The 15,279-nt window shown below is 74.9% G+C and carries 11 protein-coding genes and 1 pseudogene; 2 read left to right on the top strand and 10 right to left on the bottom strand.

What is annotated here, in order from left to right; all coding sequences use genetic code 11:
* Nucleotides 1-73: 73 nt before the first annotated feature.
* The 7 genes and pseudogenes from R4Z62_RS25750 to R4Z62_RS25720 all read right to left on the bottom strand — a co-directional run bounded on the left by R4Z62_RS25750 (nucleotide 74) and on the right by R4Z62_RS25720 (nucleotide 9,469).
* On the bottom strand, nucleotides 74-325 hold the full coding sequence (locus tag R4Z62_RS25750) for an MbtH family NRPS accessory protein (protein WP_382848897.1): 252 nt from the start codon (nucleotides 323-325) through the stop codon (nucleotides 74-76).
* Nucleotides 322-4,178, bottom strand: a pseudogene (locus tag R4Z62_RS25745) (amino acid adenylation domain-containing protein). Before R4Z62_RS25745 ends, R4Z62_RS25750 begins: the two are co-directional and overlap by 4 nt.
* A 644-nt stretch (nucleotides 4,179-4,822) precedes the next feature.
* On the bottom strand, nucleotides 4,823-5,053 hold the full coding sequence (locus R4Z62_RS25740; protein ID WP_037889082.1) for a phosphopantetheine-binding protein: 231 nt from the start codon (nucleotides 5,051-5,053) through the stop codon (nucleotides 4,823-4,825).
* The gene (locus R4Z62_RS25735) at nucleotides 5,050-5,691 is read right to left on the bottom strand and encodes an isochorismatase family protein (protein ID WP_064535677.1); all 642 of its coding nucleotides are present in this window, start codon (nucleotides 5,689-5,691) and stop codon (nucleotides 5,050-5,052) included. The genes R4Z62_RS25740 and R4Z62_RS25735 overlap by 4 nt, the downstream gene beginning before the upstream one ends.
* An 11-nt stretch (nucleotides 5,692-5,702) precedes the next feature.
* A complete protein-coding gene (locus R4Z62_RS25730; protein WP_491521006.1) occupies nucleotides 5,703-7,409 on the bottom strand; it encodes a (2,3-dihydroxybenzoyl)adenylate synthase in 1,707 nt (568 codons plus the stop codon).
* Nucleotides 7,406-8,605, bottom strand: a complete 1,200-nt coding sequence (dhbC, locus tag R4Z62_RS25725; protein ID WP_491521005.1) for an isochorismate synthase DhbC — start codon at nucleotides 8,603-8,605, stop codon at nucleotides 7,406-7,408. The genes R4Z62_RS25730 and dhbC overlap by 4 nt, the downstream gene beginning before the upstream one ends.
* A 438-nt stretch (nucleotides 8,606-9,043) precedes the next feature.
* Nucleotides 9,044-9,469, bottom strand: coding sequence for a DUF3291 domain-containing protein (locus R4Z62_RS25720; RefSeq protein ID WP_064535674.1), 426 nt, complete (start codon nucleotides 9,467-9,469; stop codon nucleotides 9,044-9,046).
* A gap of 88 nt (nucleotides 9,470-9,557) precedes the next feature.
* Here R4Z62_RS25720 and R4Z62_RS25715 point away from each other — a divergent pair, with 88 nt between their 5' ends.
* Nucleotides 9,558-10,262, top strand: coding sequence for a MerR family transcriptional regulator (locus R4Z62_RS25715; protein ID WP_064535673.1), 705 nt, complete (start codon nucleotides 9,558-9,560; stop codon nucleotides 10,260-10,262).
* A 168-nt stretch (nucleotides 10,263-10,430) separates the two neighbouring features.
* The gene (locus tag R4Z62_RS25710) at nucleotides 10,431-11,333 is read left to right on the top strand and encodes an AfsR/SARP family transcriptional regulator (RefSeq protein ID WP_491521004.1); all 903 of its coding nucleotides are present in this window, start codon (nucleotides 10,431-10,433) and stop codon (nucleotides 11,331-11,333) included.
* A gap of 77 nt (nucleotides 11,334-11,410) precedes the next feature.
* Here R4Z62_RS25710 and R4Z62_RS25705 read toward each other — a convergent pair whose 3' ends face one another.
* Genes R4Z62_RS25705 through R4Z62_RS25695 form a run of 3 tightly spaced genes read right to left on the bottom strand, consistent with a single transcriptional unit; the run spans nucleotide 11,411 to nucleotide 15,279 of the window.
* A complete protein-coding gene (locus tag R4Z62_RS25705; RefSeq protein ID WP_064537679.1) occupies nucleotides 11,411-12,700 on the bottom strand; it encodes an NAD(P)/FAD-dependent oxidoreductase in 1,290 nt (429 codons plus the stop codon).
* Between the two features lie 11 nt (nucleotides 12,701-12,711).
* Nucleotides 12,712-13,446 carry a 4'-phosphopantetheinyl transferase family protein gene (locus R4Z62_RS25700; protein WP_064535671.1) on the bottom strand — a complete coding sequence of 245 codons (735 nt, stop codon included), beginning with the start codon at nucleotides 13,444-13,446 and terminating at the stop codon, nucleotides 12,712-12,714.
* A 30-nt stretch (nucleotides 13,447-13,476) separates the two neighbouring features.
* Complete coding sequence (locus R4Z62_RS25695) at nucleotides 13,477-15,279, bottom strand: acyl-CoA dehydrogenase family protein (protein WP_491521003.1); 1,803 nt, start codon at nucleotides 15,277-15,279, stop codon at nucleotides 13,477-13,479.

Below are 15,279 nucleotides of genomic sequence, written 5' to 3'. Positions count from 1 at the left end.
CGGGGCGGGGATCCGGGACCGGGCCGGGCCGGGTCGGGTCGGGGCCGGGGTCCGGGGATCGGGTCGGGTCAGGTCAGGGCCGGGGGTCCCGGGTCCGGACCTGGTCCGGGGACGCGGGCCGGGGCGGGGGCGCGTCGAGCCGGTGCAGGCAGTCGGCGTACGGGGCCGGGCCGTACGCGGTGCTCCAGCCGGGCGGGACGGGCAGCCAGCGCGGCCACAGCGAGCGGCGGCCGGCCGGTCCGGCGAGGACCAGGTGGCCGGGCTCGCCGGGTGCGGCCGCGTCGGACGGGCCCAGCTGATCGAACGGGTCGAAGGGCGAGGTCATCCGTCCAGCTCCTTCAGCCGGGCCCGCGAGCGTGGCGGCGATCTCGTCCAGCGGCCCCGGCCGGGTCATCTCCGGGTGCAGGCAGTCCAGCCGGTGCTCGTCGAGGGTGCCGGTGAGGTACGGCGCCCAGGCCCGCGGTGAGCCAGTGCTCGGCGCGCGGCGCGGCGGCCGTGAAGAACAGCAGGTCGCCGTCGAAGGCGCGGTGCCGCTGGGTGCGCATCAGGCGGGCGTTGTTGGTGACGATGCCGACGACGGCGTCCAGGACCCGTTCGGGCAGGGCCGCCAGCGCGCTGCCCTCGCGGCGCAGCACCGTCAGGACCTCCTGCCGGGTCAGCCCGGTGCCGCCCTCGTACCCGGCCATGCGCAGCAGGGCGTTGAGGGCGTCGGCCTCGGTCGGTCCGGCCAGGTCGCGCCACTGGTCGGAGGGGTAGGCGTCCATCAGGGCGAGCAGTTCCACGCGTTCGCCCGCCTGCTGGAGGTGGACGGCGACGGTGTGGGCGACGACGCCGCCCACGGACCAGCCGAGCAGCCGGTAGGGGCCGTGCGGCTGGACGGTGCGCAGCTGCTCGGCGTAGTCGGCGGCCATCTCGTCCATGGTGGCGGGCAGGTCCTCGCCCGGTCGCAGTCCGCGGGCCTGGAGGCCGTGCACGGGCTGGTCGGGGCCGAGCCGGGAGAGCAGGCCCGAGTAGCACCAGCTGATGCCGCCGGCCGGGTGGAACACGAACAGGGGGGTGCGCCGGCCCGTGGCGCGCAGCGGCAGCAGCACGTCGAGCGCGGTGTCCTCGCCGTCGCCTTCGGTGAGCCGGTCGGCGAGGGCGGCGGGCGTGGGCGCCCGGAAGAGGGTGCCGAGCGGGGCGGTGGTGCCGAGCATGTCGCGGATGCGGGACATCAGGCGGGCGGCGAGCAGGGAGGTGCCGCCCAGGTCGAAGAAGGCGTCGTCGACGCCGACCCGGTCGACGCCGAGGACCTCGGCGAACAGGCGGGTCAGCAGTTCCTCGGTGGGGTTGCGCGGCGGGCGTCCGCCGGTGCCCGCCGCGGTGGCGGGAGCGGGCAGCGCGGTGCGGTCCAGCTTGCCGTTGGGGCTGAGCGGGAAGTCGTCGAGGACGACGAAGGCGGAGGGGACCATGTAGTCGGGCAGGGCGGCGGCGAGGCGGGCGCGCAGGGCGTCCGGGTCGGGGGCGTCGCCGGTGACGTAGGCGACGAGCCGCTGGTCGCCGGGGCGGTCCTCGCGCAGCAGGACGGTGGCGGCGGTGATGCCGTCGGCGGCGGTGAGGTGAGACTCGATCTCGCCGGGTTCCAGGCGCTGGCCGCGCAGTTTGACCTGGTGGTCGGTGCGGCCGAGGTAGACGGCCTCGCCGTCGGGGGTCCAGCGGGCCAGGTCGCCGGTGCGGTACATGCGCGCCCCGGCGGGGCCGTACGGGTCGGCGACGAACCGGGTGGCGGTCAGAGCGGGGCGGCCGAGGTAGCCGTCGGCGAGCTGGGCGCCCGCGAGGTACAGCTCGCCCGCGACGCCGGGCGGGCAGGGCTTCAGGGCCGCGTCGAGGACGTACAGGCGGGTGTTCCAGACGGGGCGGCCGATGGGCACGGGGCCGGTGGCGCCGGGGACGCAGGTGTGGTGGCTGACGTCGACGGCGGCCTCGGTGGGGCCGTAGAGGTTGTGCAGGGCCGCGGCGGGCAGCACGCGGTGGAAGTGGTGGGCGGTCTCGCGGGGCAGGGCCTCGCCGCTGGCGAAGACGTGCCGCAGTCCGGTGCAGCGGGCGGCGTCGGGTTCGGCGAGGAACACCTGGAGCATGGAGGGCACGAAGTGGCAGACGGTGACGCCCTGTTCGCGGATGACCCGGGCCAGGTAGGCGGGGTCCTTGTGGCCCTCCGGGTCGGCGAGGACGAGGGTGGCGCCCTCGCGGAACGCCCAGAAGAACTCCCATACGGACACGTCGAACCCGGAGGGTGTCTTCTGCAGGACGCGGTCGCCGGGCACCAGCGGGTAGGTGTGCTGCATCCAGCGCAGGCGGTTGTCGATCGCGGAGTGCGGGACGACGACGCCCTTGGGCAGGCCGGTGGAGCCGGAGGTGTGGATGACGTAGGCGGGGTGCTGCGGGGTGAGGGCGCGCGGCGGGTCGACGGCCGGGAGGTGGCCGAGGCCGGTGCGGTCCAGCAGGACGCGGTGGTGGCCGGTGGCGGGCAGCCGGTCCGCGGTGGCCGTGTCGGTGACGACGCAGACCGGGTCGCCGTCGTCGAGCAGATGGCGGAGCCGGTCGGCCGGGTAGCCGGGGTCGAGCGGGAGATAGGCGGCGCCCGCCTTGAGGACGGCGAGCAGGGCGGTGATCAGCTCGGCGGAGCGGGGCAGGGCGACGCCGACGAGGGTGCCGGGTCCTGCTCCGCGGCTGATCAGGTGGTGGGCGAGCCGGTTGGCCCGGGTGGTGAGTTCGGCGTAGCTGAGGGTGCGGTCGCCGTGGACGAGGGCGGGCGCGTCGGGGGTGCGGCGGGCCTGGGCCTCGATGGGGCCGATGAGGGTGGTGGGCGGGAGGTCGCGGGCGGTGGCGTTGAACTCGGTGACCACCTGGTGGTGTTCGGCATCGGTGGCGACGCCGAGCGCGGCGAGCGGCGTGGTGGGGCGGTGGCCGGTGAGCCGGGTGAGCAGGGCGAGGAACCGGTCCTGGTGGGCGGTGAGTTCGGCTCGGGTGTAGAGGGCGGGGTTGGCGTCGTGGTCGACGCGCAGACCGCGGCCGTCGGCGCGGTCGTAGACGTTGACGGTGAGGTCGTCGACGGGTCCCGCGGAGAGATTGTGCGGGACGGCGGTGGCCCCGGCGAAGGTGAGGTCGTAGTCGAAGGGCATGACGTTGACCAGCGGGCCGACGAGCGGGCGGCTCTCGCCGAGCAGGCCCAGGTCGCGGCGGATGTCCTCGAAGCGGTAGCGCTGGTGGCGGCGGGCGGCCCGGATGCCGAGGACCACCTGGCGGGTCAGCTCGGCGAGGGTGTCGGCGGGCCGGACGGTGAGGCGCAGCGGCAGGACGTTCATCACCATGCCGGGCACCCGCAGGGCGACGGAGCCCATCCGGCCCATCAGGGGCAGGCCGAGGACGACGTCGTCGCGGCCGGTGGCCCGGGAGACGTACAGGGCCTGTGCGACGACGATCAACTCGGCCCAGGTCGCCTTGAGTTCGCCCGCCAGCTCGCGCAGGGAGGCGGTGGTCGCGTCCGGGACGCGGGCGGTGGCCCGCAGGAAGGTGTGGGAGGGCAGCGCGCTGCGGCCGGCCAGGGTGGGGGCCTCGGGCCGGTCGGCGAGGAGCTGGTTCCAGTGGGCGCGGTCGCGTTCGTACTGTTCGCCGGCGCGGTAGGCGAGGTCGTCGCGGACGAGGTCGTCGAGACGGCCGAAGGGGCTGTCGGCCGGGGGCAGTCCCGCGGCGAGCGCGGTGTAGATCTCGGCGGTGCGGCGGGCGACCAGGGAGTAGCCGAAGCCGTCCAGGGCGAGGTGGTGGACGCGCTGGTGCCACAGCCAGCGGTGCTCGCCGAGGCGGAGCAGGGCGTGCCGGAACAGCGGCCCGGTGGTGAGGTCGAAGGGCCGGGCGAGGTCGTCGTCGGCCCAGGCGCGGGCGGCGGCGACCGGGTCGGGGGCGTCGCGCAGGTCGGCGGTGTACAGCGGGAAGCCGTCCCCGGGCGGGGGCACCGGGCAGCGGAACTGCCGTGGCCCGTCCGGCGTATCGGCGACCCGCACGCGCAGAACCTCCGCCTCGCGCGCCGTGCGGTACAGGGCCTGGGCGAACAGGTCGGGACGGAGGTCGCCGTGGATCTCCAGGTGTTCGGCGGTGTTCAGCGCGGGACTGTCCGGGTCCAGGGCCTGGGCGTACCACATGCCGCTCTGGGCGGCGGTGAGGGGGAGGCCGGGGACGGCGGGGGCCAGCGCGGCGGCGGGCGTGGCTTCGGGGGCGCGCCCGGCCTCGGGCGCGGGCGCGGGGCCGGCCTCGGGCGCGGAGCCGGCCGAGGGGGCAGGCGCAGGCGCGCTTCCGGGCGCGGGCACACGCCCGGCCTCGGGCGCGGGCGCGGCTTCGGGGGCGGGCGCGGGCCCGGCCGAGGTTGCGGCCGCAGGCGCGCTCTCAGGCGTGGCCACACGCCCGGCCTCGGAGGCAGGACCGGCCTCGGGCGCAGACGCGGGTCCGGCCGAGGGGACGGGAACGGGCCCGGCCTCGGGCGCGGACGCGGCCTTGGAGGCGGGCGCAGGCCCGGACTCCGGCACGGCCCCGGCCGAAGGGGCGGCCGCAGGCGCGAGCGCACGCCCGGCCTCGGGCGCAGGCCCGGCCTCGGGCGCAGACGCGGGCCCGGCCGAGGTTGCGGCCGCAGGCGCGCTTTCAGGCGCGGGCGCACGCCCGACCTCGGGCGCGGGCCCAGCCTCGGGGGCGCGCCCGGCCCCGGGGGCAGGTCCGGCCTCGGGTACACGTCCCGCATCGGGCGCGGGCCCGGCTGTGGTCTCGGGGGCGTGCCCGGCCTCGGGGGCGGTGGTCATTCGCGGGCTCCCAGGAGCGGGGCCCATGCCTCGATGGCGGGGCGGGTGGCGAGGTCGACGAAGGAGATGTCGGCGGCGTGGTCGCGGCGCCAGCGTTCGACGAGGGTCATCAGCCGTACGGAATCCAGGCCGTGGTCGGCCAGGTTCTCGTCGACGGGGATGTCCTCGGGGTCCTCCCCCAGGACGTCCGCGACGTCCTCGCGGATGCGTCGCACGGTCAGGGTCATGGCCGGTCCCCCAGGTCGAAGACGGTGTCGGCGGTGGTGACGCGGGCGCAGGCGCGGGCGGCCCAGCGCAGCGCGTCCAGGTGTTCGCGCGGCCCGAAGTCGGCGACCGCGTCGGCGACGACGAACGCCTGCACATCGCGCATCCAGGCGTCGCAGGCGGTCATGTTGACGCCGAGGTGGGCGTAGACGCCGGTGATGACGAGCTGGTCGCGGCCCCGCTCGGTGAGGAGGGCGGCCAGGTCGGTGCGGACGAAGGCGCTGTACTTCCACTTGGTGAGCACGGTGTCGCCGTCCCGCGGGGCGACCTCGGCGGCGATGGCCTCGGCGTGGACGTCGTCGGGCAGCCCGGGTCCCCAGAAGTCCATCTGGAGGCCGCGCAGTTCGGGGCTCTGGCCGCCGGTCTGCGCGGAGTAGACGACGGGGATGCCGAGGGCGCGGGCCCGGTCAGCCAGGCGGGCGGTTGCGGCGAGCAGTCCGGTGAGGGGCTGGGCGCCGGGGGTGAACGCGGACAGGAAGTGGTTCTGCAGGTCGTGCACGAGGAGCACGGCCCGGTCCGGGTCGACGGTCCAGTCCACCCGGTTGGCGGGCAGGTCGGCGCCGGACGGCAGGTCGTACGGCGCGATGGAGGGAAGTCCCATGGTGAGATCGCCTAGTCGTGGGGGCCGTGGGGGCCGTGGGGGGCGCTGGCGGAGTCGGCGGCGGTCGTGCGCAGGTCCCTCTTGCTGACCTTGCCGACGCCGGTGTGCGGGAAGGCGTCGACGAACTCGACGCGGTCGGGCACCTTGTAGGCGGCCAGTCCCCGTTCGCGCACGAACCGCCGCAGGGCGGCGGCCCGCAGCTCGGCGCCGCGGCGCAGGATGACGTAGGCGCAGCTGCGTTCGCCGAGGTAGTCGTCGGGGACGGCGACGACGGAGACGTCGTGGACCGCCGGGTGGCCGAGGATGACGTTCTCGACCTCCTCGGCGGCGATCTTCTCGCCGCCGCGGTTGATCTGGTCCTTGCTGCGTCCTTCGACGACGAGGTGGCCGCTGCCGGTCAGCCGGACGAGGTCGCCGGTGCGGTAGAAGCCGTCCGCGGTGAAGGAGCGCGCGTTGTGCTCGGGGGCCCGCCAGTAGCCGCGGATGGTGTACGGGCCGCGGGTGAGCAGGTGTCCGGTCTCGCCGGGGGCGACGTCGCGGTCGTCGTCGTCGACGACGCGGATCTCGTCGTCCGGGCAGATGGGCCGGCCCTGGGTGGTGACGACGGTCTCCTCGTCGTCGTCCAGCCGGGTGTAGTTGACCAGTCCTTCGGCCATGCCGAAGACCTGTTGCAGGGCGCAGCCGAGGGCGGGCCGGACGCGGCGGGCGGCGGCCTCGCTGAACTTGGCGCCGCCCACCAGCAGTACCCGCAGGCTGCTGAGGTCGTACGGGGTCGCGGCCGCCGCCTCGGTCCACACCAGGGCGAGCGGCGGGACGAGCCCGGTGTGGGTGACGCGTTCGCGTTCGATCAGCGGGAACGCGGTGTCCGGGTCGGGGCGCGGGCAGAGCACGACGCGGCCGCCCGCGGCCAGGGTGCCGAGCGAACCGGGCGAGCTGAGCGGGAAGTTGTGCGCGGCGGGCAGGGTGACGAGGTGGACGCTGTCCTCGTCGACGGCGCAGATCTCGTCGGAGGCGCGCACCGAGTAGAGGTAGTCGTCGTGGGTGCGCGGGATGAGTTTGGGTACGCCGGTGCTGCCGCCGGAGAGCTGGAGGAAGGCGAGGTCGCCGGGCGCGGGCTCGTCGTGCGGGACGGGTTCGCGCGGCACCTCGGCCAGCGGGGTGTGCTCTCCGGGGTCACCGACGACGAACACGTGCCGCAGTGTGGGGGCGTTGGCGCGGACCCGGGTGGCCAGGTCGCGGTAGTCGTAGCCCTCGTGGACGTCGGCGACGACGTAGGCGACGGCCTCGCTGAGCACGCAGAAGTGGGTGATCTCGGTGTCGCGGTGGGCGGGCAGCGCGAAGACGGGCAGCGCGCCGATCCGGAAGAGCGCGAAGAGCACCTCGAAGAACTCGGCGACGTTGGGCAGTTGGAGCACGACGCGGTCGCCCCGGCCGATGCCGGCGGCGAGCAGTCCGGCGGCCGTCCGGTCGGCGCGGCGGTCGAGTTCGGCGTAGGACCAGCGGCGTCCGGCGCCGGCCGGGTCGACGACGGCGGTGCGGTCGGGGTGGCGGGCGGCGCGGGCGCGCAGCATCTGCCCGAAGGTCTCGCCGCGCCAGTAGCCGGCGGCGCGGTAGCGCTCGGCGTACGCGGCGGGCCAGGTGGGGGCGTCGGGCGCGGCGGCGGCTCCGGCGGGGGCCGGTGCGGTCTCCGGTGCGGTGTGCGGGGCCGGTGCGGTCACAGTGCTGCTCCCACGGCGTCCAGGAACGTACGGAACTTGGCGCCGGTCTCGGCGGTCTCGGCGGCGGGGTCGGAGTCGGCGACGACCCCCGCGCCGGCGTACAGGCGCAGGTCCTGGCCGCGGGTCTCGGCGCAGCGGATGGTGACCACCCACTCGCCGTCGCCCGCGGCGTCGCCCCAGCCGACGATGCCGGTGTACAGGCCCCGGTCGAAGGGCTCCAGCTCGCCGATGACCCGGCGGGCGTGGGCGGTCGGGGCGCCGCAGACGGCGGGGGTGGGGTGCACGGCGCAGGCCAGGTCCAGCGCGGTGGCGGCCGGGTCGGCGAGGGTGCCGGTGAGGGTGGTCGACAGGTGCCACATCGCGGCGGTCTTCACCAGGGTGGGCCGCGGCGGTACGTGCAGGGCGGCGCAGTACGGGGCGAGGGCGGCGCGCATGGCGTCCACGACGACGGCGTGCTCGTGCAGGTCCTTGGCGGACCTGAGCAGCGCGGCGGCGCGCTGCACGTCCTCGGCGAGGTCCGCGCTGCGCGGGGCGGAGCCGGCCAGCGGGTTGGCCACCAGGGCGGTGCCGCGCCGGGAGACGAGGAGTTCGGGGCTGGCGCCGAGCAGGGTGCCGCCGGTGGCGGTGGGCACGGCGAAGGTGTAGCCGTGGGGGTCGCGGCGGGCCAGGCGCTGGAGCATCGCGGGCAGGCCGGGCGTCCGGTCGGCGGTGAGGTCCAGGGCGCGGGCGAGGACGACCTTGCCGAACTCGCCGTCCCGCATGCGCCGTACGGCGGCGGCGACGGCCTCGGCGTACCGCTCGGGCTCGGGCACGGGCCGCAGGGTCCAGGCGACGGGTTCGGGCGGGGGCGCGGGCAGGGCGATCAGCGGGTCGGCGGCGAGGGCCGGGGCGCGGTGCAGCGCGGCGGGCACGACGAGTGCGGCGGGCGCGGTCCGGTCGAAGGGGATGGCGCCGATCACCACGGGGTCGGCCGCTCCCCGGGCGGCGGCGGTGCCGAGGGCTTCCCGTACGCGGTCGGTCAGCGGCCTCTCGTCGTGCGCGACCCGGGTGTGCGTGCCCTCGGCGAGGAGGGTGCGGGTCGGGGAGGCGAAGAAGCGGTGGGCGCCGGGCCGGTAGGCGTCGAGGAGAGCGGTCGCCACGCCGACGGCACCGGCTGCGGTCTCGCCCCTGACGAGCGTCTCGTGGACCGTGGTCACGTTGGTTCTCCGGGTTCTCCGGTACCGGGGTACCGGGGGGAAGAGGTGCGGCCGGTGCGGGGTGCGGACTGCGGGATGCGGGATGCGGGATGCGGAAGTGCGTACGGCGGCCGGGGGCGCGCGGACGGGTCGACATGTCGACCCCGGGTGCCGGGGGCGGCGCCGGGCGCCGGGCTCGTCCGCCGGACGGCCCGGCGAGTGGCCCGGCGGGAAGCGTAATGAGAGTGCGGGCGCCGGGGCCCGCGGGCTGACAGCGCCTGACAGGCGGGGCGCGGGTCACGGCCCCGTTCGGCCAAGGAATGGCAAAGGGCTCAACCCGGGGTGGCGGGGCGCGGGTCCGGGCGGGCGGGGACCCGGCCCGAGGGCGGGGGCGTCCTCGGGCCGGGGGCTCAGGGGACCGGAGGCTCAGCGGGCCGGGGGCCCCGGTGGGCCGGAGGCTCAGTGAGCCGCGCGACCGCCGGCCGCCGCGTCGGCGCGGGCCTTCTCGTCGATGCGGCGCTTGGCGTCCTTCCAGTCGATCGGGAGGCCGGTGACGGGCACCTCCCAGAAGATGAACGTCGAGCGGCGCATGGTGGAGCGCACATTGCCCATGACGCCCTTGTGCGGTTCGGTCCTGGCGTACGTGTACAGCGCCTCGCGGCTCTCCCACGCGCTCAGGGTGAAGAAGGTCCTCTTGAACGGCTGGGCCTCCAGGGACGCCCCGAGCGCTCCGGGCGCCTTGCGCACCTGACCCCAGGCGGCGAGGGACTTCCAGAAGAAGCGGGGGACGTCCTTCAGGGACCGCACCTCGAAGCGGGAGGCCATGACGAAGGCGGTGGTGTCGGGCCGGGCCGGGTTCGGCGTGACCCAGGGAAGAGTGGGCACGGTAGTCTCGCCTCCACGGTTGGTGAGTGACACTATCCATCTTAGACAGTGGCACTACCCAATTGCCAGTGGGAGAGCGGAGAAGCTGATGCGGATCTCGGAACTCAGTCGTCGCAGCGGGGTGCCCAACGCCACGATCAAGTACTACCTGCGCGAGGGCCTGCTGCCGCCGGGCCGGGCGACCGCCGCGACCCAGGCCGAGTACGACGCCACCCACCTCAGGCGGCTGCGCCTGGTCAGGGCGCTGATCGGGGTGCGCGGACTGTCCGTCGCCGCCGCCCGGCAGGTGCTGGACACCGTCTCCGAGCACCAGAGCGACGTGCACGAGGTGCTCGGTCTGGCCGTCGGCATAGACCCCTCCGGCAGCGGCGCGCCCGGCGGCCCCGAGGAGGGCCCGGCCGCCGAGGACTGCCACGAGGCGGCCGCCCTGCTCGACGCGCTGGGCTGGTGCGTCTCCGCGTACAACCCCGCCCGGCGCGTCATCGACCAGACCCTGAGCACCCTGCGCTCACTGGGCATGGAGTACGACTGGCGGCACCTGCTCCCCTACGCCGAGCTGGCCGCCCGCGCCGCCCGCCTGGACCTGGACGAACTCCAGGCGTTCGAGGACCCGTTGGAGAAGGCGGAGCGCGCGGTGCTGCTGACGTTCCTGCTGGAGCCCGCCCTGATGGCGCTGCGCCGTCTCGCGCAGGAGGCCGAGTCGGAGCTGCGGCACGGCGAGAGCGCGGCCGGCGAGGACACGATCTGCGCCGGACCCGTCGAAAGCGCCGCGGCGGCGGGCGGGCGTGAGTGAGGGCTACTCATGTCCGCCCCGTGCGCACGCCCGCCCCGGCACACCGCGCCCCCTCCCCCGCGCCGCCGCGGCGCCGGAAGGTGAGTGGCCGCGACTCAGGCCCGCGCAATGCCCCGCGTGTTCTTCTCGTGTGCGGAATTCAGTACACCGCGCACGGGAGGCAGGAGAATGCAGTTCCGGATTCTGGGCCCGCCCGATCTCTACGACGAGAACGGCGACCGGAGCGTGCCCCTGAACGCCCCGAAGACTCGGCTGCTGATCGGCGCTCTGCTCGCCCAGCCGAATTTCCCCGTCCCCCGTTCCCTGCTGATCAGGGAACTCTGGGGCGCCACTCCCCCGCGCCAGGCCGCCCATACCCTCAACGCCCATGTCTCCACGCTCAGGAAATCGCTGCTGCGACTGGAACCGGAAGGCGCCGAAGGGCAGCGGCTGAGCGCCCGCGAGGCGGGCTACGCGCTGCGCGCCGCCCCCGCCGAGACCGACGCGGGACGCTTCCGCGAGGCCGTGACGGCGGCCCGCCGCACCGCCGAGCGCGACCCCGGGACCGCCTGTACGGTTCTGGGCGCGGCCCTCGCGCTGTGGCGCGGTGACGTCCTGGGCGGCGGCACCCGCGGCCCGGTCTGCACCCCGCTGGCGGCCCGCCTGGAACGCGAGCGCCAGGAGGCTCTGGAGATCTACTTCGACTGCGCGCTGCGCACCGGGCGCCACCAGCAGGTGGTGCCCGAGCTGGAGGCGGCCGTCGCCGCCCACCCGCTGCGCGAACGCTTCCACGACCAGCTCATGCTGGCCCTGTGCCGGTGCGGGCGCGGCCCGGAGGCGATCGGTGTCTACCGGCGCGCCCGGCGCCGGCTGGCCGCCGTCGGCGGCGCCGCCGCCACGCCGCTGCTGACGGCCCGCCTCGAGCAGATCAGCGTCTGCTCCCCCGTCCTCACCGACCCGGGCGCCGCCGCGCCGGAGAGCGCCGTCCCGCGTCCCGGCACGGGCGCCGCCGAGGAGCCCGAGGAGCCCTCGGCGCTCTCGGTGGCGGGCTATCTGACCCAGCTGCTCAGCGGCCGGGTCCTCGCCTCCTGATCCCGCCGCGCACCTCGCACACGCACGAAGCGCGCCCCCCGCCACAGGCGGAGGGCGCGCTTTGCGTCACGGAACGCTCAGAGTTCGGAGATGAGCTGGCGCGCCGCCTCCATTCCGGAGGAATAACCGGCCTCGTGCGAACCGATCTGGTCCACGCCGTGCCGCTTGGCGTGGAAGTAGGAGCCGCACAGCTTCACACGGCTTCCCACATTCACGTCGTAGATGCTCTTCTGCATGTCACGGACGTGAATGTCGATGATCGGGTGGGTGTACGGGAATTCGGCGATGACCGTCTCCGGGTCGACGTCCCGCGGATAGTCGAGGGTGACGAAGTAGTCCTTCTCGGAGGTGAATCCGTGGAGCTTGTTCATGTAATAGGCGACATAGGTGCGGGCCTCGCCGTCCACGTCGACCTTGCCGTAGTTCCACGCCTGCCAGCGCTCCCGGTCGGCTGGCATCACGGACGGGTCGGTGTGCAGCACGACCGAGGAGCCGTTGTAGCGGACCTTGGAGAGCACCTCGCGCTGGTGGTCACTGGCGTTGTCCAGCAGGGCCAGCGCCTCGTCGGCGTGGGCGCCGACCACCACGTAGTCGTAGCGCTCGCTGCCGCGCGCGGTGGTCACCGTGACCCCGTCGTCCTCCTGGTGGATCGCGGTGACCGGGTCGCCGCTGCGGATCTCGGGGCCGATGGCGGCCAGCGCCTTGCGGACGTAGGAGATGGAACCGCCGCCGACGGTGCGCCAGTCCACCTGGCGCCCGCCCAGGCCGCCCTCGTCGTGGCCCATGAAGAAGGCGATGGCGGTGCTGGCCGGCATCTCCCAGATCAGCTCGGCCGGGATGGACCAGACGGCGGAGCACAGCAGGATGACGTAGGAGTTGCGGAACGCCTGGCTGTAGCCGCCCCGGTCCAGGTACTCGCCGAGCGGGATGTCGGCCTTCTTGCGGACGAAGTCCTTGCGGCCCTCGGTGTGGAAGCGGCGGGCCTCGCGCCAGATGGTCAGGAACTCCTCCGTGTAGCGCTCGGCCACCTCCTCCTCGGTCAGGGCGAGTTCGGCGGTGCCGTACTCCAGGCCCGAGTCCAGGTCGAAGAAGTTGAAGGCGCCCTGGTGCTCGACCGCCTCGACGCCCAGCTCGTCGAAGAACTCGCACAGGTTGGTGTACGCGGGCCGGTTGAAGACGACGAAGGCCGTGTCGATGCCGAGCGTGCGGCCGTCGTCCTCCACCTCCACCGTGTTGGCGTGGCCGCCGAGGCGGTCCTCCCGCTCGTAGATCGTGATCTGGGCGCGCTCGCGCAGGTGGTAGGCGGCGGAGATACCGGAGACTCCCGCACCGACGATGGCGACACGCGGGGTGGTGGGTTGCGTCATGGTGATGTCCTTCATGCGGTGGTCAGGGCGGTCAGCGAGAGGTCGGACAGGTCGGTGCGGCGCAGGGCCCCGGGCCGGCCGTGCTCGGTGGCGACGGCGACGACGTGCCGGGGCCCGGCGTGGATCAGGTCGAACCACCAGCGGGCGTCCGCGCCCGGCTGCCGCGGGTCGCGTACGGCGATGCGGTCCCCCGGCCCGCGGACGACGCCGAAGCTCGCCAGGTCCCGGGTGAGCCCGGTGCCCAGCGCCTTCAGATACGCCTCCTTGAGCACCCACAGCTCGCTCGCCAGGGCGGCGCGCGCGCCGGGCGCGGCCCCGGCGAGCCGGGCCCGCTCCTCGGGGCCGAGCCGCCGGGCCAGGTGGCAGGTCAGCTCCGGGGAGGCGGTGACCGGGGCGACGTCCACACCGCAGCCGCGTCCCCGGGTGACGACGCAGGCGATGAGTCCGTCGTGGTGCGAGAGGTTGAACCGGACGCCGTCGGTGGCCGGTTCGGGCTCGGGCCGCCCGTGGGCGCCGTGCGTGAAGCGCCAGCGGTCCACGGGCCGGCCGGTGCGGGCGGTGAGCGCGTAGCGGCACAGCAGCCGCCCGCCGAGGTAGCGGCGGCGCGCGCCCTCGGTGCGCCGCCGGTCCAGCGCGGCCCGCTCCTCGGCGGTCAGCAGGCGGGGACCGCCGAGCGCGGCGGCGAAGGAGGCCACGGCCGGTTCGGGCAGCAGCCACAGGAACGCCCGGTCGTCACTGCGGATCACGCGACACCTCCCTGGTGGACGGACGACGGTTCAGCGGCGGGCGGCGGACTCGTCGGTGAGCCGCTTGGCGAGCGGGAACTGCCAGTACGAGAAGAGCCGGTTGTCCTGGTGCAGGCCGCGCAGCACCTCCATCACCTCGTCGACGACCGCCTGCGAGGTGACCTGCTCGTGCGGGAACAGCTGGCGGCGGATCCGCTCCAGCTGGAGCAGCAGCAGGGACGCGCTGGGCAGCGGCGCCTCCACGGCGTCGGCGGAGTGGACATGGGTGAGCACGCAGGCCGCCGCGGCGTGCACCAGGCAGTACTCCTTGGCCAGTTCGAACAGCTCGGGCGACTGCGCGTAGTCCTTGCCCAGTTCGGCCTTCAGGGCGGCGGCGCGCTCGCGCAGCGGCCCGGCCCGGCCGGTCAGTTCCCCGGCGAGGTCCGCGGCGGCACGCAGCCGCTCGGCCTCGGTGCTCGCGGCGCCCTCGGCCCGGTCCGCCAGGGCGCGCAGCCGGGCGATCCCGTCGGGCGCGGCCAGCACCGCGTCGTCCAGGCCGCGGCTGAACAGCTCCTGCTTGACCGGCTCGTACACCGGCAGCTCCCGGTCCAGGCCGTAGAGCACGGCGGCGCGCTCGGCGGCGGCCTCGCGCACCCCCTCGCCGGGCTCGGCGGCCCTGTCGAGCAGACCGGCGAGCTGGTGGCCGAGGTTGCGCAGGTTCACCACGGTGTTGCCGTCGGCGATGTCCGTGATCAGGATGTCGCGGACCATCTTCTGGTGCATGCCGTAGTGCGGGTGGTCGCGCAGGAAGGTGCGCGCGCCCAGGACGACGGTCAGCTGGGACATCGTCTTCTGGAGCAGCGTCGGCACCTGGTACTTGACCACCGACGACCAGACGCTGATCTGCTCGGGCGCGGCCTGGAGGGCGCGGGCGGCGCCGAGGACCATCGCGTCGGCGATCATCAGGTCGGCGAACGCCTCGGTGAGCTGGCGCCGGGTGTAGGGCACATCGCTGATCCGGTCGCCGAACAGCACCCGGCGCTCGGCGAAGTCGAGGGCGAGCCGCAGGCTGGTGTCGACGGCGGACAGCGCCAGGTGCATCAGCACCACCCGCGCGGTCTGGCTGGTCTTGAGCGCGATCTCCAGGCCCTGGCCCTCGCGCCCGATCATCGCCGAGTCGGGGACGAACGCGCCGTCCAGGCGGACCCCGCTCAGGTCCAGGGCGCGGGTGCCGTACAGGTCCTCGAAGGGCAGGTCGGCCACCGTGCCGGGCTCGGCCCGCCACTTGTCCAGGACGAACAGCGAGTAGGCGGCCGGGCCGGGGCGCTTGCCGGTGCGGGCGAAGACGACCATCTTGTCGGCGACGGTGGCGTTGCCGATCGGCCACTTCTCACCGGTGAGCAGCCAGCCGCCCTCGGTCCGTTCGGCCAGCACCTCGTTGGCGACCAGGTCGCTGCCGTGGACGCGCTCGGACAGGCCCCAGGAGACCGAGCTGCCGCGCTTCATGTCCTCGATCAGCGCGCCCTTCTGCTCGGGCGTGCCCAGGATCCAGGCGGGCATGAAGCCGAGGCTGTTGAGGGCCAGGCCGACCGCGGTGGACGGGTCGCGCCGGGCGACCAGGCGCATCAGGCCCATCCCGGTCTCGACGTTGCCGGCCAGACCGCCGTCGCTCGCGGGCAGACAGCGCAGGTGCAGGCCCCAGCGGCGCAGCAGGGCGACGAACTGGTACGGGTACTCGCCGCGGACGTCGTGGTCCAGGATCTGCGCGAAGGGCATCCGGCTGTCCGCGTCGTGCGGGTCGCCCAGGTACTCCTCCAGGCTCGCGGCCAGCTCGGTCACGTCGGACTTGGGCAT

It is taken from the genome of Streptomyces sp. PL-25 (assembly GCF_058344915.1).
Note: the sequence above shows the minus strand (reverse complement) of the source record. Positions and strands in the feature narration are given on the sequence as shown.